General features: G+C 40.8%; 25 protein-coding genes. 19 read left to right on the top strand and 6 right to left on the bottom strand.

From position 1 onward, the window contains the following. Positions 1 to 473: 473 nt before the first annotated feature. Positions 474 to 1,892 (top strand): H(+)/Cl(-) exchange transporter ClcA, encoded by a 1,419-nt coding sequence (gene clcA / locus PE36_RS19780; protein WP_006033859.1) that lies wholly within the window; start codon positions 474 to 476, stop codon positions 1,890 to 1,892. 118 nt (positions 1,893 to 2,010) lie between these two features. On the opposite strand, the gene PE36_RS19785 is transcribed toward clcA, so the two are convergent. Continuing rightward, positions 2,011 to 2,547 (bottom strand): YfaZ family outer membrane protein, encoded by a 537-nt coding sequence (locus PE36_RS19785; RefSeq protein WP_006033860.1) that lies wholly within the window; start codon positions 2,545 to 2,547, stop codon positions 2,011 to 2,013. A gap of 582 nt (positions 2,548 to 3,129) precedes the next feature. On the opposite strand from PE36_RS19785, the gene metK reads away from it, so the two are divergent. From metK to PE36_RS19815, 6 genes are all read left to right on the top strand, one after another. Further along, complete coding sequence (metK, locus tag PE36_RS19790; RefSeq protein ID WP_006033861.1) at positions 3,130 to 4,281, top strand: methionine adenosyltransferase; 1,152 nt, start codon at positions 3,130 to 3,132, stop codon at positions 4,279 to 4,281. Between the two features lie 136 nt (positions 4,282 to 4,417). Then, positions 4,418 to 4,936, top strand: coding sequence for a SprT family zinc-dependent metalloprotease (locus PE36_RS19795; protein ID WP_006033862.1), 519 nt, complete (start codon positions 4,418 to 4,420; stop codon positions 4,934 to 4,936). 140 nt (positions 4,937 to 5,076) lie between these two features. Then, positions 5,077 to 5,307, top strand: coding sequence for a hypothetical protein (locus PE36_RS19800; protein WP_006033863.1), 231 nt, complete (start codon positions 5,077 to 5,079; stop codon positions 5,305 to 5,307). 267 nt (positions 5,308 to 5,574) lie between these two features. Beyond that, the gene (locus PE36_RS19805) at positions 5,575 to 6,333 is read left to right on the top strand and encodes an endonuclease (RefSeq protein WP_006033864.1); all 759 of its coding nucleotides are present in this window, start codon (positions 5,575 to 5,577) and stop codon (positions 6,331 to 6,333) included. A gap of 94 nt (positions 6,334 to 6,427) precedes the next feature. Beyond that, positions 6,428 to 6,679: a type II toxin-antitoxin system Phd/YefM family antitoxin gene (locus PE36_RS19810; RefSeq protein ID WP_006033865.1), complete on the top strand. Its 252-nt coding sequence runs from the start codon at positions 6,428 to 6,430 to the stop codon at positions 6,677 to 6,679. Further along, positions 6,679 to 6,942 carry a Txe/YoeB family addiction module toxin gene (locus tag PE36_RS19815; protein WP_006033866.1) on the top strand — a complete coding sequence of 88 codons (264 nt, stop codon included), beginning with the start codon at positions 6,679 to 6,681 and terminating at the stop codon, positions 6,940 to 6,942. Before PE36_RS19810 ends, PE36_RS19815 begins: the two co-directional genes overlap by 1 nt. Before the next feature lie 37 nt (positions 6,943 to 6,979). Here PE36_RS19815 and PE36_RS19820 read toward each other — a convergent pair whose 3' ends face one another. Then, a complete protein-coding gene (locus tag PE36_RS19820; RefSeq protein WP_006033867.1) occupies positions 6,980 to 7,906 on the bottom strand; it encodes a LysR family transcriptional regulator in 927 nt (308 codons plus the stop codon). A gap of 108 nt (positions 7,907 to 8,014) precedes the next feature. Between PE36_RS19820 and PE36_RS19825 the strand changes: the two genes are divergently transcribed. Further along, positions 8,015 to 8,623: a LysE family translocator gene (locus tag PE36_RS19825; protein WP_006033868.1), complete on the top strand. Its 609-nt coding sequence runs from the start codon at positions 8,015 to 8,017 to the stop codon at positions 8,621 to 8,623. A gap of 90 nt (positions 8,624 to 8,713) precedes the next feature. Here the strand turns inward: PE36_RS19825 and PE36_RS19830 are convergent, their stop codons facing one another. Next, positions 8,714 to 9,139, bottom strand: a complete 426-nt coding sequence (locus PE36_RS19830) for a GNAT family N-acetyltransferase (protein ID WP_006033869.1) — start codon at positions 9,137 to 9,139, stop codon at positions 8,714 to 8,716. A 109-nt stretch (positions 9,140 to 9,248) separates the two neighbouring features. Between PE36_RS19830 and PE36_RS19835 the strand changes: the two genes are divergently transcribed. Beyond that, entirely contained in the window at positions 9,249 to 10,538 is a 1,290-nt protein-coding gene (locus tag PE36_RS19835; RefSeq protein ID WP_006033870.1) for an alpha/beta fold hydrolase, read from the top strand. Between the two features lie 88 nt (positions 10,539 to 10,626). Here the strand turns inward: PE36_RS19835 and dsdC are convergent, their stop codons facing one another. Next, the gene (gene dsdC / locus PE36_RS19840; RefSeq protein ID WP_006033871.1) at positions 10,627 to 11,559 is read right to left on the bottom strand and encodes a DNA-binding transcriptional regulator DsdC; all 933 of its coding nucleotides are present in this window, start codon (positions 11,557 to 11,559) and stop codon (positions 10,627 to 10,629) included. A gap of 167 nt (positions 11,560 to 11,726) precedes the next feature. Continuing rightward, a complete protein-coding gene (gene dsdA, locus PE36_RS19845) occupies positions 11,727 to 13,055 on the bottom strand; it encodes a D-serine ammonia-lyase (protein ID WP_043994891.1) in 1,329 nt (442 codons plus the stop codon). 311 nt (positions 13,056 to 13,366) lie between these two features. Between dsdA and rsmE the strand changes: the two genes are divergently transcribed. From rsmE to PE36_RS19875, 6 genes are all read left to right on the top strand, one after another. Then, entirely contained in the window at positions 13,367 to 14,098 is a 732-nt protein-coding gene (rsmE, locus tag PE36_RS19850; RefSeq protein ID WP_006033873.1) for a 16S rRNA (uracil(1498)-N(3))-methyltransferase, read from the top strand. A gap of 10 nt (positions 14,099 to 14,108) precedes the next feature. After that, positions 14,109 to 15,062, top strand: coding sequence for a glutathione synthase (gshB, locus tag PE36_RS19855; protein WP_006033874.1), 954 nt, complete (start codon positions 14,109 to 14,111; stop codon positions 15,060 to 15,062). Positions 15,063 to 15,168: 106 nt separating this feature from the next. After that, a complete protein-coding gene (locus PE36_RS19860) occupies positions 15,169 to 15,750 on the top strand; it encodes a YqgE/AlgH family protein (protein WP_006033875.1) in 582 nt (193 codons plus the stop codon). A 45-nt stretch (positions 15,751 to 15,795) separates the two neighbouring features. Beyond that, positions 15,796 to 16,242 carry a Holliday junction resolvase RuvX gene (ruvX, locus tag PE36_RS19865; RefSeq protein ID WP_006033876.1) on the top strand — a complete coding sequence of 149 codons (447 nt, stop codon included), beginning with the start codon at positions 15,796 to 15,798 and terminating at the stop codon, positions 16,240 to 16,242. A gap of 15 nt (positions 16,243 to 16,257) precedes the next feature. Beyond that, a complete protein-coding gene (locus PE36_RS19870) occupies positions 16,258 to 16,791 on the top strand; it encodes a DUF2937 family protein (protein ID WP_006033877.1) in 534 nt (177 codons plus the stop codon). Between the two features lie 24 nt (positions 16,792 to 16,815). Continuing rightward, a complete protein-coding gene (locus tag PE36_RS19875) occupies positions 16,816 to 17,493 on the top strand; it encodes an NAD(P)H-binding protein (protein ID WP_006033878.1) in 678 nt (225 codons plus the stop codon). Here PE36_RS19875 and PE36_RS19880 read toward each other — a convergent pair. After that, entirely contained in the window at positions 17,490 to 18,434 is a 945-nt protein-coding gene (locus PE36_RS19880; RefSeq protein WP_006033879.1) for a LysR family transcriptional regulator, read from the bottom strand. The genes PE36_RS19875 and PE36_RS19880 overlap by 4 nt on opposite strands. 294 nt (positions 18,435 to 18,728) lie before the next feature. Here PE36_RS19880 and PE36_RS19885 point away from each other — a divergent pair, with 294 nt between their 5' ends. From PE36_RS19885 to PE36_RS19900, 4 genes are all read left to right on the top strand, one after another. Beyond that, positions 18,729 to 20,333, top strand: a complete 1,605-nt coding sequence (locus PE36_RS19885) for an isocitrate lyase (protein ID WP_006033880.1) — start codon at positions 18,729 to 18,731, stop codon at positions 20,331 to 20,333. 274 nt (positions 20,334 to 20,607) lie between these two features. Then, the gene (locus tag PE36_RS19890) at positions 20,608 to 21,531 is read left to right on the top strand and encodes a hypothetical protein (protein ID WP_006033881.1); all 924 of its coding nucleotides are present in this window, start codon (positions 20,608 to 20,610) and stop codon (positions 21,529 to 21,531) included. 131 nt (positions 21,532 to 21,662) lie between these two features. Continuing rightward, the gene (locus tag PE36_RS19895; protein WP_006033882.1) at positions 21,663 to 24,569 is read left to right on the top strand and encodes a hypothetical protein; all 2,907 of its coding nucleotides are present in this window, start codon (positions 21,663 to 21,665) and stop codon (positions 24,567 to 24,569) included. Positions 24,570 to 24,976: 407 nt separating this feature from the next. Continuing rightward, a complete protein-coding gene (locus tag PE36_RS19900) occupies positions 24,977 to 25,540 on the top strand; it encodes a hypothetical protein (protein WP_006033883.1) in 564 nt (187 codons plus the stop codon). The last annotated feature ends 43 nt before the right edge of the window (positions 25,541 to 25,583 follow it).

Consider the following 25,583-nt stretch of genomic DNA (forward strand, 5'->3'; position numbering starts at 1 on the left):
ATGGCATAGTTTGCTCCTGCAGAGATTAATTTAAAATACTTTTAAGCTGTTATATTGTCATAAAATTATCTTATGTATAACAAGTTTTTTTAGTTTATTTAGATTTAACTAATTTTAACTTAGAGATTACGTTTTAACGTTCTAACCTAAGCAATAAACCTTTCGAATGAAAGCACTTTAACACTCAAACGAATCTCAACGTGTACTTTTATTGGTAATTATGTGAGCGCGCCACATAAAATATATATTTTAATCATCATTATTCCTATCTAAAAAGAAATACAATCTAACTCGTTTATTCGTTATACTGTTTTGGCATTGATCCTCCACAACGATTTAACTAAAAGCTATTACACAACGATAATAAATAACGCGATAATACCGCGCTATTTACCTTGCGCTAACACCCTAGTTTTTACAATTCGAACCGAGCTTATTTGCACTCCTCTCACTCGAACAGGTGGCACATGCGAATGGCTAAATCACCCAATTTAACATTTTTAAAAACGGCATTACGTAAACACCGCACCAGTCCCAAATTACTTTCTGCCAAGCATGACCATATCGTGTTACCTATCATCTCGGCATTAGTCGGGGGGATGACAGGGTTAGTGATTGCCTTATTTGAAGCTGCGGTATTATGGACGGATGCGCAACGATTACAGTTATTTAATCCTTTAGCGCTACCGCCAAGTCTCAATATACTGTTAATCATGCTGTTAAGTGGTGCTATGGTGGGTTTTTCGTTTTGGCTTACCTTACGCTTTGCACCCGAAGCATCGGGTAGCGGGATTACTCATATTGAAGGCGCGCTTGATGGCATGTATGACATTCGCTGGCGTCGTTTATTACCGGTCAAATTAATTGCCGGAACGTTAGCCATTGGCTCAGGGATGATCTTTGGTCGTGCCGGACCAGCGATTCAGATAGGGGGTGCTATTGGTCGTATGTTTGCAGATACCGCCAAACGCTATACCAATTCCACCCATATTTTAGTCGCAGCGGGTGCTGCTGCAGGTCTTGCTGCTGTTTTTAATGCCCCTCTTGCCGGTATTTTATTTGTTATTGAAGAGATGCGCCCCCATTTTCGCTATAACATGACGTCCATTAAGTGCGTCACTCTTGCTGCCGCAATGGCAACAATCGTAATGCGTGCCTTTCATGGCCAAGATGCTGTCATGCCGATCCTCCACTTTGACGTACCGCCGCTGACCTCGCTGTGGTTATTTCTGTTATTAGGCAGTATTTTTGGCGTCATTGGTGTGTACTTCAATCGTTGGATCATCAGTAGCACTAAACTGTTAAAACGAAAGCAGAACAACCAAATGAGTCGGATTATTCTTACCGGTGTTTTGTTTGGTTGCGTGTTCGCACTATTACAGTCGTTTGCACCCGATACTGCAGGTAATGGTCGCGACTTAATGGTCAGGATGATCCAAGAACCCAGTACCTGGGCTATTTTAGTGGGCTTGTTTGTGATCCGTTTATTCGGCACCATCGCTTGTTTTGCATCGGGTGCGCCCGGTGGTGTCTTTACCCCGATGCTGACATTAGGCACTTTATTTGGTTTAGCGTTTGGCGTGGTCGCAGCAGAGCTATTTCCCAGCTTTGTGGCAGAGCCAACGGTATATGCGATCGCAGGGATGGGCGCATTATTTGCCGCAACAGTGAGAGCGCCAGTGACAGGAATAGTGTTAGTGGTGGAAATGACCGACAGCTATGAGCTTATTTTACCCTTATTAATCACTTGCCTTGGAGCCACCTTTGTCGCACAAGCTATCGGCGGTAAACCCCTCTATGCCGAATTATTAAAACTCTCGTTACCGAAAGAAACAATGACCGAAGAAGAAAAAGAAAAAGAAAAAGACAAACCCACTACACCCACGGCTTAAATTTAATTATAAAATCATTTATATAACACCACTTTTCATTTCTATTATTACGGTGTCCTAGAAACAACAAAAGCACCCTCAGGTGCTTTTGTTCATCATATTAATTAATAACGCGTATTTAGAAGATCCACGCTAAACCAAATAATATATCAGCGGTTAGACGTTCATCAGGCATATTGTCGTACGTCACTGTTGTATAGTTATATTCAACAAAGAAGTTTGCCGTAGGCATTACTGCATAGCTAGCACGCAAAGCCCACTGTGAGTAGTTTTCAGTATCGCCAAACGCTAAAATTTCTGGACTGTAATGGAATTCAGCTTCCAAGCTAAACTCTTCAGTTAAGCGGATACCACCTAAGCCACCAAATGCCAATGCATAACCATCACCATTGTCGTTATCCATTCTCATTGCTTTAGCGCCAAGTTCAAAGAATGTAGCACCCGCATCTTGAAACGCATAAATACCCGTATCTAAGGTATAACCATTGTCGATAGTCTGTAGATAATCACCTTTTAGCTTAAGTGCTTCTTGCAGTTCAAGCTCATAGCCCAACACGATGTTATCGTTATCGAAAGCAAGTGAGATGTTTGATGCTGCACTGCTAAAGCTAGCAAGTAATGCGGCAGTGATAACTAATGATTTTTTCAATGACACTTTATAATTCCCAATGGCAAATGAGTGTTGTTATACCCAAGTTACTTCAAGATGCTATATCAGAGACGAGCAGGGATATCAGAACAAGGCGCAATATGTAGCTAATGGTTATTCCATTTTCAAATATTGCAACGCAGTGCTGCTATTCCTGCTCGCCTCCCGCAGGGCAAGCCGAACGAAGGCATCTTCGGCGTTATGAAGTCTTGATTTAGAATAACTAAATCCTCGACTTCATGCCTTGAATATACTCTTCATTCGGTTTGCTGATTGTGCATCTTGAAGTAGCTTGGGTATATATTTAATGATAGTGAACGGTTATTTATTTTCAGCTAAAAAAAGCGCGTCACTTCATACTTTTAATACTTTCGTTCTATGCTACTGCATATTGCCCGTTTATAACATATATACATAAATAATATCCGTTAAAAAGAATGCTTTTAAACCATATACAAAATTAATATGAATTAGGGTCTATCTTAATACTGGCAAAATAGTTTAGAATAGCCGTCTAGATGTTAAAACTTCTACACATATGAACGTACATCACGTCTATTGTGTTTAAATTAAGAGAGAATTAAAACCATGGCTAAACACTTGTTTACCTCTGAGTCAGTATCAGAAGGTCATCCTGATAAAATTGCAGACCAAATCTCCGATGCTGTACTTGATGCAATCATCGCTCAAGACCCGAAAGCACGCGTAGCCTGTGAGACTTATGTTAAAACCGGTATGGTTATGGTTGGCGGTGAAGTAACGACTGACGCTTGGGTTGATATCGAAGAAATCACCCGTAAAACAATACGTGAAATCGGTTACATCAACTCAGAAATGGGTTTTGACGCTGACTCTTGTGCAGTATTAAACACAATCGGTAAGCAATCTCCAGACATCAACCAAGGTGTTGACCGTGATGATCCGCTAGAGCAAGGCGCGGGTGACCAAGGTTTAATGTTCGGTTATGCAAACAATGAAACTGAAGAGTTAATGCCGGCTCCGATTACTTACTCACACAAATTGGTTAAACGCCAAGCTGAAGTACGTAAAAACGGTACGCTTCCTTGGTTACGCCCAGATGCAAAAAGCCAAATCACCTTTGCTTATGATGACGGCAAAATTGTTGGTATCGATGCAGTGGTACTTTCAACTCAACACTCTGAAGATATCAAACAAGCAGATCTAGTTGAAGCCGTTATGGAAACAATTATTAAGCCAGTATTACCTGCGGAATGGTTAAATAAAGAAACTAAATTCTTTATTAACCCAACGGGTCGTTTCGTTATCGGTGGTCCAATGGGTGATTGTGGTCTAACGGGTCGTAAAATCATCGTCGATACTTATGGCGGCATGGCACGTCACGGTGGCGGTGCGTTCTCTGGTAAAGATCCATCAAAAGTGGACCGTAGCGCAGCATATGCAGCACGTTATGTCGCTAAAAACATCGTTGCAGCTGGCCTAGCTGACCGTTGTGAATTACAACTGTCTTACGCTATTGGTGTTGCCGAGCCAACGTCGATCAGTATTGAAACGTTCGGTACGGGTAAAGTAAGCGAAGAACTACTGATTAAATTGGTACGTGAACATTTCGAATTACGTCCACACGGTCTAATCGAAATGCTCGATCTTATGCGCCCGATTTACCTAAGTACAGCGGCTTATGGTCACTTTGGTCGTAACGAATTCCCTTGGGAAGCGACTGACAAAGCTGAAATCCTACGTGATGCAGCAGGTATTTAATTAACATTAGCTTTTAGTTAGCTGTTGCTAGTTAATAGTTGTTAGTTAATAGTAGAGGCGCTTTTGGTGATATAACCAAAGCGCCTTTTTTATAGATGATTTTTAGATAACCTTTAGCCTGCCATTAGACAAAACTATGCTTGATGATGTATCCCTGCAACAAAATGACAGTTCACAGACCGTTGAACAGTTAGTTTTAACTAAGATAGAAACTTGCTATCAACACGCTGAATTACGCTTAAATAGAACCTTTCCTCGTCCTCATATTAATTTCAAGCAACGTGGTAGAGCAGCAGGCAGTGCGCGATTACAAATCAATGAGTTACGCTTTAACCCTGTTTTATTGCAAGAAAACCAGCAGCATTTTATAACGCATACTGTCCCTCATGAAGTGGCGCATTTATTAGTTTATCAACTTTATGGTCGTACTAAGCCGCACGGTAAAGAGTGGCAACAAATCATGAATCAAATATTTGACCTCACAGCCAAAACAACACATCAATACGATGTCTCGAATGTGAAAGGTAAAACCTTTACCTATGCTTGTCAGTGCGCCGATCATCAACTAACTATTCGTCGTCACAATAAAATAATACGGGACAATATCAAATATATCTGTCGTTTATGCAAACAAAGTTTAATCATAAAATATTAAATTACAATAAGTTAACTTAAAGCTAAAGAAGTGACAACTTGTTTGGTAATAATCTAAAAAATTAACTTATATAGGTGTATTTATCTAAATTCATCAGATAAAATAACGCCATACATACCATTGTGACAGGGAACTAGGTTATGACTCACACGTTAGATACTGCGAAATCAACCGATTATGAAATGGAAAAACTGATAACTGCAGTTTTAAAGCGTAACACCAATCAAGCTGAGCAAATTGCTCGTACTCTTGATCTTAGTGCTTTATCTATCTCTCAACGTATTTTCATGGCAAAGTCCGGTGTGTTAAAAGAAACAATGTTATTAGATTCAGATATCGCAGTGCGTTACGCAGCTTCTCGCGCCAACTAATTCACCTCGAACTCTAATCTAAAGAGCAGTTGCTATCATCTGCTCTTTTTTATGCCTGCTTTATAGTTCTCATTTTTATACCGCTATTTTCATACCCGAAGAAGACTTAGTCTAGCCCTCCCTCTTTTTCAAACAACTCATCTCAACGTAATGTATGAGTCGCCATTAAATGAACCCAACAATTCTAAACCCACACTAATTTCACAATCCTATCGTCTTGTTTTAGCTATGCTATAATGTTGCTTTATTACATTGGAGCAGCCTGTAATGTTAAAACAGCTCAGTATTATAGTTATATCAACCGTATTAATATTCCCTTCCTTTTCTCATGCTTCTAACAATGGCAATCAAACTAACCAATCCTTTAGTAAAGCCAAAAAGATGCTTGAACGACAGGTTTACAATGATGTACCTAAACTGACCATATATTGCCAAGCTGATTTCAATAGTAAAAAGAAGATCACCGATCACAATGGTTTCACCTCGACAAAGCATGTGAAGCGCCAAAAAAAAATCGAATGGGAACATGTCGTGCCTGCGGAGAACTTCGGTCGTAATTTTAGTGAATGGCGAGAAGGTAATAGTGCTTGCGTGAATAGCAAAGGTAAGAGTTTTAAAGGTCGTCGCTGCGCGGAAAAAATCAATATTCCTTATCGTTACATGCAAGCGGATATGTACAACCTCTATCCTGCCATTGGCGCCGTAAACGCGTTACGCAGTAACTATAATTTTGCTTCAAAAGTAACGGCTGAAAAAAATCAATTCGGCAACTGCCCTATCAAAATAAAGAATAAAACGGTGCAGCCACCTGATTATGCTAAAGGCCAGATTGCCCGTGCTTACCTGTATATGGAATCCGCCTACCCTATGTACAAGATAGGTAGACAGAAACGTGAGTTACTCGCATGGGATAAACAATACCCAGTGACACGCATTGAATGTCGACGCACGCAACTTATTGAGAACTTGCAAGGCAATGAAAATAACGTGGTTAAGTCTGCCTGTTTAGATCGTGGTTTTTGGTAAATAACAAACCAAAGTTGTACCATAGCTTGTACATGTTATATGTATGAGCTAATATTGTTTTATTAACTGATAGTTGTAAATAAGGTATTTAATTATGAGCGTCGTAACATTTTCAGAAGCTCGCAATAACTTTAAATCAATCTGTGATTCAGCAGTTGATGATTGTGAACCAGTGCATATACACAGGCGTGGGGGCGAAGATGTTGTCTTATTATCTGCATCTGAATTCAACGCCTGGAAAGAAACAATGTACTTGATGGCGAACCCGAATAATTCAAAACGTCTACTTGAATCAATTGCCCAAGCAGAGCGCGGAGAAGTACTGCATAAAGAATTGTTAGATTAATGCGGAATATACTTTTTACCCCACATGCTTGGGAAGATTATACATATTGGCAGACGCAAGATAAGCGAACGCTGAAACGCATCAACAAACTCATCGAAGCGGTGCAACGTATGCCATTTGAAGGCATAGGCAAACCAGAACCCCTGAAAGAGAATTTAACTGGTTATTGGTCTCGACGTATTAATGATGAACATCGCCTGGTATATAAAGCGGGCGATGATGTTGTTACGATCGTCAGCACTCGGTTTCATTATGGTAAATAGATAACTTAGCCAGCCAAAACTTAAAATATGGTCATTGTTACTGACTCGGTACACACATAGCGAGATTCAGTTGCAGCCAATTAATGAAGTTTCGCTGTAAAGTATCAGATTCACAGTCTTTACCTAACAAAGTCTTACCCTGCTTTAATAAAGCGTCATCTTGGCTTAATAAAATATAGTTGTGCCCTGAGCGTTTAAATCCAAACGGGGCGACTAAATTACCCCGTTCCAGATCATCCATGACTAAGGGGTATGAGCCTATCGCCGCCCCTAAGTTATCAACCACCGCTTGTAAGCAAAAATAGAAATGTGCGAATTTCTGTTCGCTTTGCACCTTCAGACTTTGTACTTTGAGGCATGATACAGCATTACCTTGTAACCAATTATCCCAAGCCTGTGGGCGTGTTTGACTGTGTAATAACTTAATCTTACCCGCGTCATTTTGCACTTGTTGCCAATACTCAGGCGAAAATACCGGCCCAACCCACTCTTCAACTAAGGGAGTCTGTTGGTAGTCATGTAATAGCGGAAAGTCATCTCGTCGTATCGCCAACGATAAACCATTACTACCGAGTATCACAGGGCCACCTGCTGTTGATAATCGAACATCCGCATCGACATTATCTTGATAAAAATCACTCAATCGAGGCATCAACCAACGCATTGTTAATGTTGGCTCACACGATACTTCTAAGTGTTTATGCGTAACTTGAGTCACATGCTGGACACCTGCTTCCAAGGCATTAAATGCTTGTTCGGTATAACCAGATAATAGTTTACCAGCAGGCGTTAATTTCACATTACGCCCGTCACGATAAAACAAGCTCACCGCTAAGTGGGTTTCTAATGTTTTAATCTGCTTACTCACCGCGCCATGGGTAATACACAGTTTGTCTGCTGCTTTGCTATAACTTTCCAGGGCCGCTGCTACATGAAAAACATGAAATGCTTTTAAATGCCTCATTGGTGACTTTTTCTCACATGTTTATTGAAATCAATTCGATTATAGCGAAGCTGTAATTCTTCTACAATGAACACCTATCAATAATTATGAATCATAAATGGAATCGTTATGGAAATATTTAGTCTGGCTATATTAGGCATATTAATCGTTATCAGCCCTGGTGCTGACTTTGTTTTAGTATTAAAAACCAGTATTAACGATGGGCGTAAAGCGGGGATTTATACTGCGCTAGGACTAAGCCTCGCAATCTGCGTGCACATCAGCTATTCAATGTTCGGCATCAGCTATTTAATCTCACAGAATGAATTTCTATATAATATGATCCGCTACGCTGGTGCAGGCTATTTAATCTACCTTGGTATCAAAGGTATTTGCTCGGCGAACAGCCAACTAAATACTACGTCGACAGCACAACCGAAAAATAAAAACTGGCAATATCTCGCTCAAGGTTTTCTATGTAATGTATTAAACCCTAAAACAATGCTGTTTTTCTTAAGCATATTTAGCCAAGTTATCTCTCCAGACTCGAATGACAATACGCACGCCTTTATTTACGGTGCTTATATGATCGCTTTGCATGGTATATGGTTTGCTATCGTCGCGATATTATTTACCTCTTCTGCATTACAGACACGATTATTACGTGTTAGAAAACGATTGAATCAAGTATGTGGAGTTGGGCTTGTTAGTTTTGGCGCATTGCTGGCGCTGAAGTAACAGGAAGCTGGAAACTGGAAACTGGAAACTGGAAACTAATTTAGCCTCTAACTAAATCGGAGGCTATTATTCCTGAGATAACAATTTTGTTTACTCATACAAATACGGCGTATGCAGTTCCATATAAACCTCTGGCGCTGCCAGCGCTGTAAAACCAAATTGTTGATACAATCCGTGGGCATCACTGGTAGCTAACACCATGCGTCTGAGTCCCTGTAATTCAGGATGATCTAATATAGCCGCCATGAGTAATTTGCTTAAGCCTTTACCTTGGTGCGCTTCTAATACAAACACATCAGCTAAATAGGCAAAGGTTGCTTTATCTGTGATCATCCGCGCAAAGCCCACTTGTTTACCATCTTGGGTAAACACACCAAAACATAACGAGTTTTCTAGTGCTCGCTGTAAAGTTGCAACAGGAATCCCTTTCGCCCAATATGACGTTGAAATAAATCCGTGTATTACCGCTAGATCCATATCAGCAAAATTAGCACTGATTATATAATCTTTATCCATGCTTTTAACCTTCCCTTATTTGTTAAATTGATAACAGGCATTAATACTTAGCACTCATTTAAGGTTACAATAACCTATATCATTACCTTATTGCGAACAAAGGATTGCCATGAAAATTGATCTCACATTAAGCGGCTTAGTTGCACAAAAGCACACATTTACCTTGCCACTTGATTACAACAAACCTGACGGTGACACGATTGACGTATTTGTACGTGAACTTGTCGCCCCAGATAAACAAGATCAAGACCTGCCGTATTTGGTCTATTTTCAAGGTGGTCCAGGGTTTGGTGCGGTACGTCCGATGGCAAATGGTGGCTGGATAAAACGTGCATTACAAGAATATCGGGTATTGCTGCTAGACCAGCGTGGTACCGGTTTATCTTCACCAATCAGCGCGGTGAGTCTTGCCCACTTAACTGCCAATGAACAAGCTGACTACCTCACCCATTTCCGCGCGGATAATATTGTGCGTGATGCCGAAGCTATCCGTGCGCAATTATCACCGTTTAATACTTGGAGCATCATTGGCCAAAGTTTTGGTGGGTTCTGTGTATTACGTTATTTAACCGCTGCGCCAGAAGGCTTAACACAAGCTTTCATCACTGGTGGATTACCATCACTGACACGCCCTGCCGATGAGGTGTATCAAGCCACCTATAAACGTGTACAGACGAAAAATAACGACTTCTTTACTCGTTTTAGCGATGCTCAAGAGCTTGTCACTGCATTAGCAACACATATTACCGAGCACGATACTTACCTTGCTACAGGTGAAAAACTAACGGTTGAAATTCTGCAACTGCTTGGCGTTAACTTAGGCATGGAAGAAGGCCCAGAAGCGGTTTATTATTTGCTTGAACAAGCGCTTATCACTACGCAAAAAGGCACCCAAGTTAACCCATTATTCTTAGCGCAATTCTGTCAGTTCTTGGATTATAATACCAACCCAATCTTTGCCCTGCTGCATGAGTCTATCTATTGCCAACAACAGGCATCTGATTGGGCGGCACATCGCGTTCGCGCAGATTATGCTGAATTTAATTATCAAGCGGGTCAGCCCTTCTTATTCACTGGTGAAATGATTTATCCGTGGATGTTCGAGCAATTTAATAACTTGAAACCACTGCAAGAAGCGGCGCAGCAGTTAGCGAAAAAACAAGATTGGTCAGATCTTTACGATCTTGAGGTACTTAAAAATAACCAAGTACCCGTGGCTGCAGCTATCTATAGCGAAGATATGTATGTTGAAATGCAATACAGCCTCGAAACAGCTGCACGTGTAAACAACCTAAAATATTGGTTAACCTCAGAGTTCGAGCACAATGGTATCCGCATGGATGGTGATAAGGTATTGAGTAAACTTATCGACTTAAATAAAGGGGTTATTCTGCGCTAACAACGGCATTGATACGCCCCTGATACTGGTATCACCGCATTAATAAAATGCAGGTGATACCACTTCTTCTGCATATTTAAGATCGCGACTATTGCTCAGCCTGTTGCTGTAACCAGTCTAATAACACCTTCACTCTTGGATTGGGTGTAATGTCTGCGCTATATACGGCATGGTATTGATATGTGGCAGGGCTAATGAGTGCCGGAAAAGGCGCAATTAACTCACCACTACGCAAATGTTTATCTACCAGCCGTTTACGCCCGATTGCCAAGCCAGCATGATTAATCGCGGCGACCATCGCCAGATCAGAACGGTCAAAACTCAAACCGCGATTATAATTCACCTCACGGATCTGATGGCGCTCTGTCCACTCTAACCATTCCGCATTATAAGCGGCTTGTGGCCACGCCTTACAATCATGCAATAAGCTGCAGTTACGAATATTCTCAGGCTTATCAATAAGGTCGTGTAACTCAGCATAAGCGGGAGAACAAACAGGCGTAACCTCCTCTGACATCAACTCAATGTTCGATAATCCAGGAAAAGGACCTGATGTATAATAGAGTGCGACATCAATAAATTGGGTATGAAAATTAATATCGTCATTACCGGTAAGAATATCCAACTGAATAGCCGGATATTGACGATGAAAATCATGGATCCGAGGCACCAGCCAACACAGTGAAATAGAAGGCCGGGCATAGATTGTCAGACGACCTGATAATTCATTGCTGCGAATGTCATTTAATTCTTCATCTAGTGAATTAAACAGACGCTCACAACTACGGCATAACCTCGCGCCCTCGCTCGTCAATTTTAATTGTTTATGCAAACGATGAAACAGCTTAAAGCCGAGTTCTTGTTCCAACTTGGCAATACGATGACTAACCGCGCTGGGGGTGATAAAAAGCACCTCAGCCGCTTGCGTGAATGAACCGTACTGCGCGGCTTTGACAAAGGTATCCAGGTTAGCTAATTGGCTACCGCTAAATTTTTTATGACTGCCGAATGTTAATTCCATAACTTAATACCCAAACTCCTTCAAGATGCTATATCAGAGACTTGCTGGGATATCAGAACAAGGCACAATATGCAGATAATGGTATTCCATTTTAAAATATCATTTTCAAATATTGTAACGCAGTACTGTTATTCCAGCTAGCCCCTGCAGGGCAAGCGAAGGAAGGCTCAATGTTTAGCTTGCTGTAAGTAGGCTGTCATTTCCTGCTCTGGCACCATACCGCCACCGGTTGCCCATACCAAATGTGTGGCATTCGCCAAACTGTCACTAAGTTGCATCCGCTCAAGATAGTCTGAATTGGTGACCACATGCATAATACCCGGCATACCAGCCAATGCAGAAGGTTCAAGCTTAAGCTGCTCAGTGTCATTAATCAGTCCTAATAACTGATACATGTCAGCATCCGTTAACGTAATATAGCCATCTAACATGCGCTCCATTGCTTTACCAATAAAACCCGAAGCACGACCAACAGCAAGACCATCGGCAGCCGTAATATTATCAATCCCGAGATCCTGAACGGAGATCTGATCATGCAGGCCGGTATAAACGCCTAATAACATGCACGGCGAATGCGTCGGTTCGGCAAAGATGCAATGCACATTGTCGCCAAATGCCAACTTAAGGCCAAAAGCAACCCCGCCCGGACCACCGCCCACACCACAAGGCAGATAAACAAAGAGCGGATGTTGAGCATCAACAATGATATCTTGCTCAATAAACTGCTGCTTTAATCGCTCTCCAGCAACCGCATAACCCAAGAACAACGATATCGAGTTTTCATCATCCACAAAATGACAGAATGGATCTTGCAGGGCTTCTTCACGACCGTGTTCGACCGCAATACTGTAGTCAGATTCATATTCAATCACATTTACGCCATGACTTCGCAGGCGATCTTTTTTCCATTGGCGCGCATCCGCAGACATATGCACACTAACCTGAAACCCTAAGCTGGCCCCTATAATACCAATAGATAAACCTAAGTTTCCGGTTGAGCCAACTGCAATTTTATACTGGCTGAAAAATGACCTGAATTGTGCTGAATTAATCTTACTATAATCATCTTCTAAACTAAGTAGACCTGCTGAAATTGCCAGTTTTTCGGCATGCTGCAGAACCTCATAAATGCCACCCCGCGCTTTAATTGACCCCGATATCGGTAATTGAGAGTCTAACTTGATCATCATGCGACCTGGTAATGACGTCTGATAGTAATCGCTCAGCGCCGCTTGCATAGCCGGGATCGTCTGTAGCGGTGATTCAATAATACCGTGACTCTGCTGTGTTTCAGGAAATGCCTGACAAAAGAAAGGGGCGAAACGCAGCAAACGTTCACTCGCCTCCTGCACATCAAGGGCAGTTAAACCAACATACGGTAAGGCTTCGGCATAACTCGTCACTTTAGGATTAAACCAACTCAGAGGTTTAAGATCTATCAGTGATTCCAACAATGGAAATTCATTTATTAATTGTATGTTCCGAGTCTGATTCATCATATGCCTTAACTAAACAGTAAAATAAATAGTAAAATATCGTCCACAACAGTGCCAATATAGGACGTTTAAGGTTGTCACTTGCACTCTTCGTATCATAACGAGTATGCATCGAGCCCGCTTAAACGAACAAAGGATCAATTTTTAACCTTAGGATGAATCTGACGATGCCAGTAATGAGACTAAGATCACCCCGGCTTATTACGGCCCCAAACAACTTTTTTATTTGTTAACGGATAAATTTCATCAGCAAATTAAAAAAGTGGGTATAATCATTTTATTAACTACATATTTAAATAAAGGTAAATAGCATGCGTCATCCTCGCATCTTCGAATCCGGCGAACTAATCGTGGGTTCTAGCTTTGAATTATCACCAGACGGCGCAGGCCACGTTGGTCGTGTTTTACGTATGACTACAGGTGATACGCTAACTTTATTTAACGGTAAAGGTGGCCAATACCAAGCCACAATTGAACAAACCACGAAGAAATCAGTGACAGTTCACATTGACGAATTCCAAGATATTAACAGTGAATCACCACTCAAGATCCACCTTGGTCAAGCGATCTCGCGCGGTGATAAAATGGATTTCACTATCCAAAAATCGGTTGAGCTGGGTGTAACAGCCATCACCCCACTCTTTAGTGAACGTTGTGGTGTTAAACTCTCTGGTGAACGTTTAGAGAAAAAAATACAGCAATGGCAAAAAATTGTCATCGCTGCGTGTGAACAAAGTGGTCGTAATTTCGTGCCACAAGTATTACCACCAAAACAGCTAAAAGACTGGGCCGCAGAAGAAACGACTGAATTAAAACTGAACCTGCACCCACGCGCAAAATACAGCATTAATACCTTACCCGAGCCTAAACATGGCGTGCGTTTATTAATTGGTCCTGAAGGCGGTTTATCTGCGGATGAAATCAACATGACAGAGCAATTTAACTTTGAAGAAACGTTATTAGGCCCTCGAGTATTACGAACAGAAACAGCAGCATTAACAGCGATCACCGCACTACAATGCCGCTTTGGCGATTTAGGATAGGATAAAGAATATGACAATTAAACTTGGCATCGTGATGGATCCCATTGCAGACATCAACATTAAAAAAGATTCTAGCTTTGCAATGTTAATGGAAGCGCAAAACCGTGGTTACGAACTTTTCTACATGGAAATGCAAGATCTATCTATGCTTGAAGGCCGTGCATATGCTTCGTCTCGTTCATTAAAAGTACAACAAGATCCTGCAAGCTGGTACGAACTAGGTGAAGAAACTAACCATCTTCTATCCGATCTTGACGTGATATTAATGCGTAAAGATCCACCGTTCGATACTGAGTTTATTTACGCAACTTACATGCTTGAACGTGCTGAAGACGAAGGCACATTAATCGTGAACAAACCGCAAAGTCTACGTGATGCCAATGAAAAGCTATACACAGCATGGTTTAATGAATTCACGCCAACAACACTAGTAACACGTCGTAAAGACAAATTACGCGCATTCCACAAAGAGCACAAAGATGTGATCTTAAAACCACTTGATGGTATGGGTGGCGCGTCAATCTTCCGTCTTAACGAGCAAGATAAAAACGTCAGCGTGATCATCGAAACACTGACTGAACACGGAACGCGATACTGCATGGCACAAAAATTCATTCCAGAAATTAAAGATGGCGACAAACGTATCTTAGTGATTGATGGCGAACCAGTACCATATTGCCTAGCACGTATCCCAGCAAGTGGTGAAACTCGCGGTAATATCGCGGCTGGCGGTCGTGGTGTCGCACGCCCATTATCAGAAAGTGATTGGAAGATTGCCAAAGCATTAGGGCCTAAATTAAAAGAAAAAGGCTTAATTTTTGTTGGTCTAGACGTGATTGGTGACAAGCTTACTGAAATCAATGTAACGAGCCCAACGTGTATCCGCGAAATCGAAGCGGCCTATGATGTAAGCATCACAGGTATGTTGATGGATGCGATCGAAGCCCGTTTAAATAAAAATTAATTTACCCGCCTCTCTTAAATAAATCATAGCTTATGGTCAATTTCACCGCTTAAGCTATGATTTTCTGCCATAATAAAACTCACAGCTAACAACAGAGGATAGGCCTATGGACTCTTTACAAGATCACTTCCTTATCGCAATGCCGAGCATGAAAGATGGCATTTTCGAACGCGCTGTTATCTATATTTGTGAGCATAACGCCGACGGTGCAATGGGTATTATCATCAACCTTCCCGTCAACATTTCTATCGACGAGTTATTATCAAAAACGGTCATAGCAGACCTCGACGATGAGACTGCTGCACCAGTAGAACCGAAAATAACCATCGATGAACCGGTATTTAAAGGTGGTCCTGTATCTGAAGATCGTGGCTTTGTATTGCATACTGCCTACCCAGGGTTTAGCTCGAGTTTACAAATCAATGATGACTTGATGATCACCTCATCACTGGATGTATTAGCAACACTTGGCACCGACAAACAACCTGACAATTATATTGTCGCGTTAGGTTATTCCGGTTGGACGAAAGGCCAGTTAGAACAAGAAATAGCTGACAACAGTTGGCTAACCATTAATGCAGACGAAAATATTTTATTTAACGTGCCCGTACACCAACGCTGGGAACAGGCCGTGCAGAAAATAGGTATCGACGTCAGCCAATTATCTAGTCAGGTAGGACACTCTTAATATATACCAAGCTACTTGGGTATAAAGAGCCCTACGGAGAAGAATATGAGTAATGCAGAAAACGGACAACGAACCCTGCTTGGTTTTGATTTCGGTACTAAAAGTATTGGCATCGCCGTTGGTCAAGAGATCACAGGCACAGCACGCCCACTTGTAGCTTTTAAAGCCAATGATGGTATTCCAGATTGGGATTTAATCGAAAAACAAATTAAAGAATGGCAACCGGATCTTGTTATCGTCGGTAAACCATTAAACATGGACGGTACCGAGCAAGAGATCACCAAACGTGCGACTAAGTTTGCTAATCGTTTAACGGGTCGCTTTAATGTCAAAACCGAAATGCATGACGAACGCTTAACAACCAAAGATGCCAAAGCACGTTTGTTTGAAGAAGGTGGTTTTAAAGCCCTGCAAAAAGGCGCAATTGATAGTGCTTCAGCAATGGTTATTTTAGAAAGTTGGATGGAAGCACAATACGGTGCAGAGTTATAGCAGGACGCGCACAGCATGACGTTTATTAATGGATTATTACAACGCTTATTATTTACTTTTGGCGTCATGCTATTTATGCAACTACCGCAATTTATTGATCATTACAGCCAGCAACTTTCCGGTTATTACCTCGCCCAACAAAACCAACTACAACAGTTTCAATTAATTGCCGATACCAACTTTAATGGTCAGCTCGACACTCTCATTGCCGATTTTAATGCCAGTCCAGCTCTCGCCGTGCAGCAAGTGGGTAAGCAGGTACTCACATTACAGCAAGCATTGCCCCTATTAGCGAGTGATTTGGCGGTCCTAACAGAAGGTAGTTATATAAATAAGCTCACTTATTTTGTTACTCGCACAAACACTAAATTAGCTGAAAATACCTTATCACTGTTCACACCAGGCATACCATTAAGCCAAGCTGCAATAGTGACGGGATTAATTGGCGGCATAACCTTAAATCTACTTTGGCTATTCAGTTTAAAACTACTCTCGCTGATTTTTTACCGCAAGCATACCCAGACTAAAAAAATCTGTTTAACAAAATAATGGAATGATAAATAAGGGATCACTATGAAAAACGTCATTATCGTCGGCGCTACAGGGGCAACAGGTAACCAACTCATGCAGCAGTTACTCAATGATGTGACTATTGAGAATATCTATGTCGTCCATTATCGACCGACACAGTTTCAACATTTAAAAAAGGTAACTGAGATTATCCTCGATTTAGCCAATTTTGATGATTTAGCAATTGCCGTGGATACTACAATGAATAGTGCCGCGGAAATTGACTGCGCTTATTGCTGCCTTGGTACTACCCGTAAAAAAGCAGGATCATTAGCAGCATTTAGACAAGTGGATAAAGACTACATTGTTAACTTTGGCACTTGGGTAGCAAACCATACTAAAGCACAATTACATGTCATTAGCGCTGTTGGTGCCAACGCTAAATCTGCAAGTAGTTACTTACAAACTAAAGGCGAAACAGAGCAATTATTACGTCAGTTACCGCTATCAGTACTATACCTCTATCAACCTACCCTGTTACACGGAAAGCGTGATGAGTTTAGATTAATAGAAGCCATAGCTTATTACCCACTGGCGATAATATCTCTGTTACCTTTTACGCTATTAAAGCAGCAAAAACCGATAGCCATCGAGCAACTTGCGAATGCTATATATCAACTGAGTCAGCAAGTAACAAGTGGCCATCACGTGATCAGTAGCTTAGAGATCCAGCAGTACTAATTGTCAGCACGTAGCTCCGTTGCCGCTTCAAGTACCAACTGACGGAACCAAATATGACTAGCGTCATGATGCAGCAACGGACTCCAGATCATTTTCAATTCAATATTCGGGATCGGGAATGGCGGTTCAAGCAAAGTATAATTACTGTTGTTGTTATGAATAAGCGCAACCTGAGTCGGTAATGTCGCGATTAACTCATCTTGTAGTGCCAGCTGCATAGCAACATTATAGTTACGGGTAAATACTTTAATATTACGTTTCTTGCCTAAACGATTAAGCGCTTCATCAACCCAGCCTAACTTCTGCACATCGTGCGGGTTCATGCCGACACCAACGCCAAAACCCGTCTTCGATACCCACACGTGTTTTGATGCTAAGTAATGATTCAAATTAAACTTATTTACGATCGGATTATCCGCATTCATCATGCAAGTAAACGAATCATGCCACAGTGTTTTTTGATAAAACGATTGCGGTAATTCATCAAAGCGATTAATCGCCATATCAATCTTGCCTTCCTCAACATCATGGAAGGTCACATCAGACGGTGTCATTATATCCAGCGTCATGTTTGGCGCTACCTTGCTTAACTTACTCAGCAGACGCGGAACCAGAGTCGACTCGGCATAGTCACTGGCCATAATACGAAAAACACGTTCGCTACTTTGATCAAATTCTTTTTCTTCTTGTAAGGCTTCTTCGAGTTCCAGTAGTAACTTTCTGATCACTGGGGCTAATTTACGTGATTTTTCAGTCGGGGTCATACCACCAGAGGTACGTACTAAAACAGGATCATTAAGCAGGGTACGTAATCGACGCAAACCATTACTCATTGCCGGTTGAGTAATATTAAGCATACTTGCAGCACGTGTTACGTTTTTTTCACGTAATAAAACATCGAAGTAAATCAATAAATTAAGATCAATCCCTGATATATTCATAAAATAAATACCTACAATAAAAAATTAATAAAGCAACATTAACTCAATGATTTAGCCACTTACACTAAGTTAAGCTTGTTCGTAAATAACAATTGTCACCAGAATACACCATAAATAAGTTAAATTAACAGTCACAAGTATTCACAATGTGAATGGTGACTATAAAAATTATAAACTAACTAAATATTAATTGAGCGTTTAATATTAACTCATCAAAACGCAAACGAATAAAAGGCTTTAGTCGCTGCGTTTCAATTTAATTAATCATCACTTGATCACTGTAAAGGATTTGCTATGTCAACATACAAAAATGATATCGATTCAGTTGCTACACTAAAAGCTGAACAAGGTTCTAAATGGGCCGCTATTAACCCTGAATATGCAGCGCGTATGCGTACTCAAAACCGTTTCAAAACAGGTCTTGAAGTGGCACAGTTTACTGCTGATATCATGCGTGCAGATATGGCTGAATACGACCAAGATTCTTCACAATATACGCAGTCTTTAGGTTGCTGGCATGGTTTCACAGCCCAACAAATGATGATGGCTGTTAAACGCCACGAAAAAACAACGAAGAAAAGCTACGTTTACCTTTCTGGTTGGATGGTTGCGGCACTGCGTTCTGAGTTCGGTCCTTTACCTGACCAATCAATGCACGAAAAAACGTCTGTACCGGCACTAATCGAAGAAATTTATACGTTCCTACGTCAAGCCGATGCACGTGAACTCGATATCTTATTCAACGAACTAGATGATGCCCGTAACAACGGCGGTGACGTAGTAGCAGCACAAGCCGCTATCGACAATCACGAAACACATGTAGTGCCAATCATTGCTGATATCGATGCCGGTTTTGGTAACGAAGAAGCAACGTACCTACTGGCTAAGAAAATGATTGAAGCCGGTGCGTGTTGTATCCAAATTGAAAACCAAGTATCTGATGCTAAACAATGTGGTCACCAAGCAGGTAAAGTAACGGTTCCACACGAAGATTTCCTAGCGAAAATCAACGCGGTACGTTATGCATTCCTTGAATTGGGTATCGACAACGGTATTATCGTTGCACGTACTGACTCATTAGGCGCTGGCCTAACGCAAAAAGTACCGGTATCACAAACGCCAGGTGACTTAGCATCGCAATACAATGCATTCCTAGAAACAACGCCAGTTGAATCTGCAGCAGACGTTGCCGAAGGCGACATGATCATCAAGCTAAATGGTAAATTAGTTAAACCAACACGTTTAGCGTCTGGTCTGTATGCATTCCGTGAAGGCACAGAGATTGACCGTGTGGTACTTGATTGTATCGTAAGCTTACAAAACGGCGCTGATTTATTGTGGATTGAAACTGAAAAACCACACGTAGGTCAAATCGCTCACATGGTTAACGAAGTACGTAAAGTAGTTCCTGATGCGAAACTTGTTTATAACAACTCACCATCATTCAACTGGACGCTTAACTTCCGTCAACAAGAATACGCAGCATGGGTTGAAGCAGGTAAAGATGTATCAGCTTACCCAGACCCAGCAACAGACCCACGTGGCCTGATGGATGAGAAGTTCGATACGACAGAACTTGCACTTGCAGCAGATAAGAAAGTACAAACGTTCCAAGCTGATTCAGCACGTGAAGCAGGTATCTTCCATCACCTAATCACATTGCCGACTTATCATGAAACAGCACTGGGTACTGATATTCTTTCTGAAGGTTACTTCGGTGAACTTGGTATGCTTGCATATGTACGTGATATTCAACGTAAAGAAATCCGTCGTGAACAGGCATCTGTTAAGCACCAAAACCTAGCGGGTTCAGATATCGGTGATGCTCATAAAGGTTACTTCTCTGGTGATAACGCGCTTAAAGCTGGCGGCGAAGACAACACGATGAACCAGTTCTAATTTAGTTAGAACCCCCTCCCAACCTCCCCCTTGAAAAGTTGGAGGAGCAAGAGAATCTTCTTATCAGTTAAATAAGAATATTAGTTAATATGAGAAAACCAGCTTCGGCTGGTTTTTTGCGTTTTGGGATTATAGATAAATAGACCCCCTCCCAGCCTCCCCCTTAAAAAAACAGTAACTGAAGCTAAGCGATGTATAGCTCTAGGTTTTCTTATCTATACTTGCTAGTATTTAACAAAATAGGTGTTTGATAACTAATATCACGGGGAACTTAATGGAACTATCTTTTTTGTTACAACAAATTCGTCATGAGTTATCCCTTACACAAGCTGAAATCGTAGAGCAACTTTCTCTCTTTGATGACAGCTTTGAGCACCTTGATTTAATTACTTATAGTCGCTGGGAACGTAACGTTTCTATGCCTTCCACACTGCGTATTGTGCAACTATTAAGTTTTGCTAAATACGATAAATTAGACTACTTGTGTAAGCTCGATCTTAAGTTATCAGAGACCAAAAGTAATAAATTTCAAAAATTAGCAGATCTGCATTATCAAGAGGAGGAGGTATTATTACGTGCTTATTACCCCATCGATAAACCTAACTTTATTCGTTATAGCGCCACTCATCCACTTGCTGATGTGAAACAGATTGAAAAGATTAACGCGGCGACTTCAAGAGTATTTGATCTGCCTAAAGCGAACTTAACAGAGAGAATAGCAGCGGCGGTTAATCTGCAGCAGAGTAATCAGCTATTTATGGTGACATGTGAAGATGAAGAGCAGCGTTTATGCGCCCATGCATTGTACTCCGTGCACGATGGCAGTGAAAAAGCGCGCCTTATTGCAGATGTAAAAGGATTTTATCGCACACCCCGAGAGCTAGGAGTAAGTAAGGATAAGTTTTTATTTAGCCATACCTTCACTCGCTTTAACTTCGATTGGTGGCTTTATAACTGTTTCTGCATGATAGACATCATCTGCAAAAATTCTGATATCAAAGAGATATACTGTATCGTTATCAATACTAATATGGGTAAAATATACCAAAATATTGGCTTTGAGTTAGTTGATGAATTCTCAACTGAAATAGAGAGTACGCAGGGCCAAAGTAAACTAATGTCTATCAAACGCGAGGATTTTCTATCAAACCATGGCGTGATCACTTGGATAAAAGAGCACCAATCCTTTATCCAGTAACTCTTTAATATTATTAAGCACTAGGCATAGTTGAATTCTTGCTTATCGACTTGCCCTGTTACCTATGGTTTATTTATCTAAAATGGTTTCATTCTAAAATCAGTGTTGCTGATAAATAACCAGAGGTGATAATGAAACTATTTTTTAAATATATTTCTCTCGCTGTATTCACGGCTGTTTTATTTGGTTGTGAAAGTGAAGGTAACAGCACACCAGAGCCAATTACCCCACCGACACCTCCACCAATCATCGATGCACAATTATCAGCGATGGACTTTCATACTTCAGTGCAATTTTCCCAGCCGAATCAGCCACTGACGTTTAATATTTCCAACTATGTGGCTTATAGCAAAGCTAACCATATCCGTTTAAAAAACATTGAAGTATTAAGTGATTCACAGACCTGTCAGATAAGTAATATTAATGCTGAACAACAATCTTTTACTATCAGCCCCAACAAAGCGGGAAGTTGCGATTACCGTTATACAGTTAGCAGCAAAGGCGAAGAAAAAAGCGCCTGGGCTTCTATAACCTTTTCAGCAGTACAAGGTGTGCAAACAGCGCGTAACGATCATCAACAGATTCCTAAAGACAATCTACTGCCAGATATCAATAAAGCCACTTCGGTCGGTGAAACGATTACATTTAGTGTTTACGATGAGTTAAGCAGTGAGTTGTTAGCGATGAACAATCCTGTATTTGAAACATCAACAATGGTAGCAGGTAGTGGCTTAGCTTTTATCACTGAAGAGGGGGATTTTAATTATTACGCCGTTGATATTGGCCTCACTAAGGTTAGCTATTCAGTGGTTGATAATAATGGCTTAGCCTTTACTGGTCTGATCAATATTGATGTTTCCGGGGATATCAATACAGCCCCAATAGCTAATGATGCCACCTATGACCGTACCCAAGGGGTTGGTAGTGAACTGACTTTGGATATTATGAATTTTCCCGGGTTTGGGCCTTTAGTAGAAGATGCCGAAGGTGACAGAATTCAATTAGTCTCAATACAAGCCTTTAATGCAGAAGTGAAACTAGCAGATGCTAATGCTGTGACCAATACCTCTTTTACTTTCCGTGGTGATAGTAAAGCTATCTATACGGTGAACTATACCGTTTATGACCACGAGGTAGATGGTATTAGCAGTGGCACTATCACCATTGAAACCGATTATATCCGCGAAGGTATTCTTGAGTTTTCTTTTCATGGTTTTATCAAACTATTTGGTGATGGGGAACTGGGGGCGGCCGGCCGTACTCTCTTAATGCGACCATTTACAAACGATTTAATACCTTATATGCACGATAATAGCCTCTATGCTACAGGACTTAAAAACATTGGTTTTGGTAATTTCAAAATTGATGTGAGCAGTGAAAATGGGGGTAAAAATAAAATTATCTTATTTGCCGCCGATAATGGACTGCAAGAGATAAAAAATATCATTACATTACCGGCAACTAGTCAGGTTTATTATGGCCTCACCTATTCGGATCGTATCCTAGGTTATGGCGGGCTAGTTTTTGAGGTAACTGCAGCGGGAGACCTTAATGTGCATAATCAAATCACTGGCACCGCTAACCTTACATACAAGAAATTCACCGACAAAATGAATGCCTTAAGCTTAACTGATATTAAAAAAGTGGACAGCTTTGGTCCATATTCTGCGGTGGTATTTTTTAATGATGGCACGGCAACTTATTACACTATTAACACCCCCGATGGCTCGATGTACAGCAAAGATTGGACAAAACATATAGGCAAAGTAGCTCAATGCTGGGATGCACCCACTGGGGCTAGACAAATGGGTAGTTTTTATTGTCTCAACAAGGATCAGAGTAGTTACTCTTTTTGGAAAAATGAGTCAAGTTTAGACAATGATAAAGACACTAACTTTTTTCTGAAATTTATCAAAGACATGAATGACAAAGATATCAAGATAGTTAAAGCAACACAGGTGCTAAGAGGTATTGCAGCTTTAACCGATCAAGGTGACTTATATGTTTCCTTTAATGGTAAAGACGCCGATGGGAATACCTATTCTAAGGGAAAAAGAGTTGCAAGAAGGGTAATGAGTTATCAACAAGCGTCCAATTATGTCACTTATATGTATATGGTTGAAGATGATCGCGCGGACAAAAACAATAGTGGTAGTAACGAAGCGCGTGATCACTATTATTTAGAATTTAATGGTTATGCACAGCACCACCAAGAAAAATTACCTGATTCTGAGGGCGGTAAAACCCTGAACATGACACTCGACTTTGGAGATATAGGGCACAGCAACCGTAAAAAAGTAAAGTTTTATGAAAATACCGCCAATGCAGTGGCGTTATTGATTGATAATGAATTAAAAATATTAACCCATAAGGGCCTTAAGGCATACGGTGGTAGAGATCATCATAATAATATTATTGGCGATTCGGGAAACTCTACTGGTACTTATACCGCGACCTTAGGACAAGGCCGAAGTACCTTTTTTGCGCGTGGCAATAAAACCGCTCATCAAGATCATTGGGAACTTTACTCTCCATTGGAAGAACTGCATAGCAGCTTAACCTGTGAGAACAAACCTAAACACGGTGAAGTCTCTTATCCGTATATTTTAACCGGCTGTCTGTATCTTGATTTTAAAATGAATGGAGCGGTCATTGCGTCACCCGGCTCTGATATTAGTGTTTATCCAGAGGTACGTTTTGCCAATGAAGATGCGAGTGGCAATGTTTACCCTGATTTAGTAGATCTAGATAAAGATGGTTTATCCACGGAAAGTGAAATTAATAAATGTTTAGTTAATCGCACTGAATATCACGCGGGTGATGTTGAATATTGCTCTCAGCCTATTTTATCGGACAGCGATGGTGATGATGTATTAGATAGTTTTGAATTTTTACATCAGGATAAAGGCGCGGGTAAAGGTAATTATCAAAGCCGTTATAGTAATATTGTGGGCGATTATCATGACAATACCATTGCTCCCTTTGATGGTAATAAAGATATCGATAATAATGGTCAGCTTGATAAATACGATAATTAATATCTCGCTATCAACACAGTTTTATAGCATCCGGTTAATTTATTCTTCTTGTCGCTGGTCGACTTAGTCAGTCAGTCAGCGAGTGAAACGAATTAAGTGGATTGCTATTCCCACAAAATAATAACTATTTTGTGGTTTTTTATCACTTTAAAAAAGAGCCTTATATCGATCCCAATCCCCCTCTAGCCCCAGCGCTATAATGACTTCATTCGCAATATACTTATTAATAAAAATTAACAGGTAGGCATTTCTACATTCTCAAATTTAGATGTGACGTGTATCACAAAACATCAAACCTTTATCATAGTTACACGAAGCTTAGCTAATAAAACTTTTTAACAATTTATTGTTATCAAGTTAATTAATCGTTAAGCGGGTTGATTAAACTTTCTTAATTAGGGTTAACTATGAAAAACAAACTATTACTATCAATCGTTTTATTAACAGCCTCTGCATCTGTTTTTGCTGCTGATGCAACAACAACATTACATTGGAAAGGTGTCGTTCCTTCAGTAACACCAAGTGATGAAGTGATCATTACCGGCCCAGGTGGCGCATTACCTTATGCAGACTCTGCCGGTCTTGTGGTAACGGATAACACAGGTGTATTCACTTCAGACAGAATCTCTTTAGAATTACATTACCGTGCATGTGATGATGGTACGACTGCTGGTAGTTGTGCTGCTGGGACTGCTGTTACCGGTGAAGATGCTGCCGCTGTGGGTGACATCATCAATGATGCATCTTGGACAATGAGCGCATTAGATACCGTGATTGGTACTACAGATACTTCAGCAATTGGCACCACGGTTAATTTAGATGGTGCGCCAATGACACAAGCAACACCAGTTGCGGCAACGGCGGGTACAGTGACTTTCACTACCGAAAATACAACGCCTACCACGGCAGCATTAGCAGTTGGTCAAAACATCGAAGTCCATGCCGTTATCAACTCTTCTAAAGCCATTTAATAATCTGCCAATTATTTATTGCCAATTACGGAAATAGCAGAAC

This window comes from Moritella sp. PE36 (genome assembly GCF_000170855.1).
GTDB lineage: Bacteria > Pseudomonadota > Gammaproteobacteria > Enterobacterales > Moritellaceae > Moritella.

Coding starts and splice junctions, on each gene's coding strand:
- clcA (WP_006033859.1), top strand. CDS start 474: ATGGCTAAATCACCCAATTTAACATTTTTAAAAACGGCATTACGTAAA.
- metK (WP_006033861.1), top strand. CDS start 3,130: ATGGCTAAACACTTGTTTACCTCTGAGTCAGTATCAGAAGGTCATCCT.
- PE36_RS19795 (WP_006033862.1), top strand. CDS start 4,418: ATGCTTGATGATGTATCCCTGCAACAAAATGACAGTTCACAGACCGTT.
- PE36_RS19800 (WP_006033863.1), top strand. CDS start 5,077: ATGACTCACACGTTAGATACTGCGAAATCAACCGATTATGAAATGGAA.
- PE36_RS19805 (WP_006033864.1), top strand. CDS start 5,575: ATGTTAAAACAGCTCAGTATTATAGTTATATCAACCGTATTAATATTC.
- PE36_RS19810 (WP_006033865.1), top strand. CDS start 6,428: ATGAGCGTCGTAACATTTTCAGAAGCTCGCAATAACTTTAAATCAATC.
- PE36_RS19815 (WP_006033866.1), top strand. CDS start 6,679: ATGCGGAATATACTTTTTACCCCACATGCTTGGGAAGATTATACATAT.
- PE36_RS19820 (WP_006033867.1), bottom strand. CDS start 7,906: ATGAGGCATTTAAAAGCATTTCATGTTTTTCATGTAGCAGCGGCCCTG.
- PE36_RS19825 (WP_006033868.1), top strand. CDS start 8,015: ATGGAAATATTTAGTCTGGCTATATTAGGCATATTAATCGTTATCAGC.
- PE36_RS19830 (WP_006033869.1), bottom strand. CDS start 9,139: ATGGATAAAGATTATATAATCAGTGCTAATTTTGCTGATATGGATCTA.
- PE36_RS19835 (WP_006033870.1), top strand. CDS start 9,249: ATGAAAATTGATCTCACATTAAGCGGCTTAGTTGCACAAAAGCACACA.
- dsdC (WP_006033871.1), bottom strand. CDS start 11,559: ATGGAATTAACATTCGGCAGTCATAAAAAATTTAGCGGTAGCCAATTA.
- dsdA (WP_043994891.1), bottom strand. CDS start 13,055: ATGAATCAGACTCGGAACATACAATTAATAAATGAATTTCCATTGTTG.
- rsmE (WP_006033873.1), top strand. CDS start 13,367: ATGCGTCATCCTCGCATCTTCGAATCCGGCGAACTAATCGTGGGTTCT.
- gshB (WP_006033874.1), top strand. CDS start 14,109: ATGACAATTAAACTTGGCATCGTGATGGATCCCATTGCAGACATCAAC.
- PE36_RS19860 (WP_006033875.1), top strand. CDS start 15,169: ATGGACTCTTTACAAGATCACTTCCTTATCGCAATGCCGAGCATGAAA.
- ruvX (WP_006033876.1), top strand. CDS start 15,796: ATGAGTAATGCAGAAAACGGACAACGAACCCTGCTTGGTTTTGATTTC.
- PE36_RS19870 (WP_006033877.1), top strand. CDS start 16,258: ATGACGTTTATTAATGGATTATTACAACGCTTATTATTTACTTTTGGC.
- PE36_RS19875 (WP_006033878.1), top strand. CDS start 16,816: ATGAAAAACGTCATTATCGTCGGCGCTACAGGGGCAACAGGTAACCAA.
- PE36_RS19880 (WP_006033879.1), bottom strand. CDS start 18,434: ATGAATATATCAGGGATTGATCTTAATTTATTGATTTACTTCGATGTT.
- PE36_RS19885 (WP_006033880.1), top strand. CDS start 18,729: ATGTCAACATACAAAAATGATATCGATTCAGTTGCTACACTAAAAGCT.
- PE36_RS19890 (WP_006033881.1), top strand. CDS start 20,608: ATGGAACTATCTTTTTTGTTACAACAAATTCGTCATGAGTTATCCCTT.
- PE36_RS19895 (WP_006033882.1), top strand. CDS start 21,663: ATGAAACTATTTTTTAAATATATTTCTCTCGCTGTATTCACGGCTGTT.
- PE36_RS19900 (WP_006033883.1), top strand. CDS start 24,977: ATGAAAAACAAACTATTACTATCAATCGTTTTATTAACAGCCTCTGCA.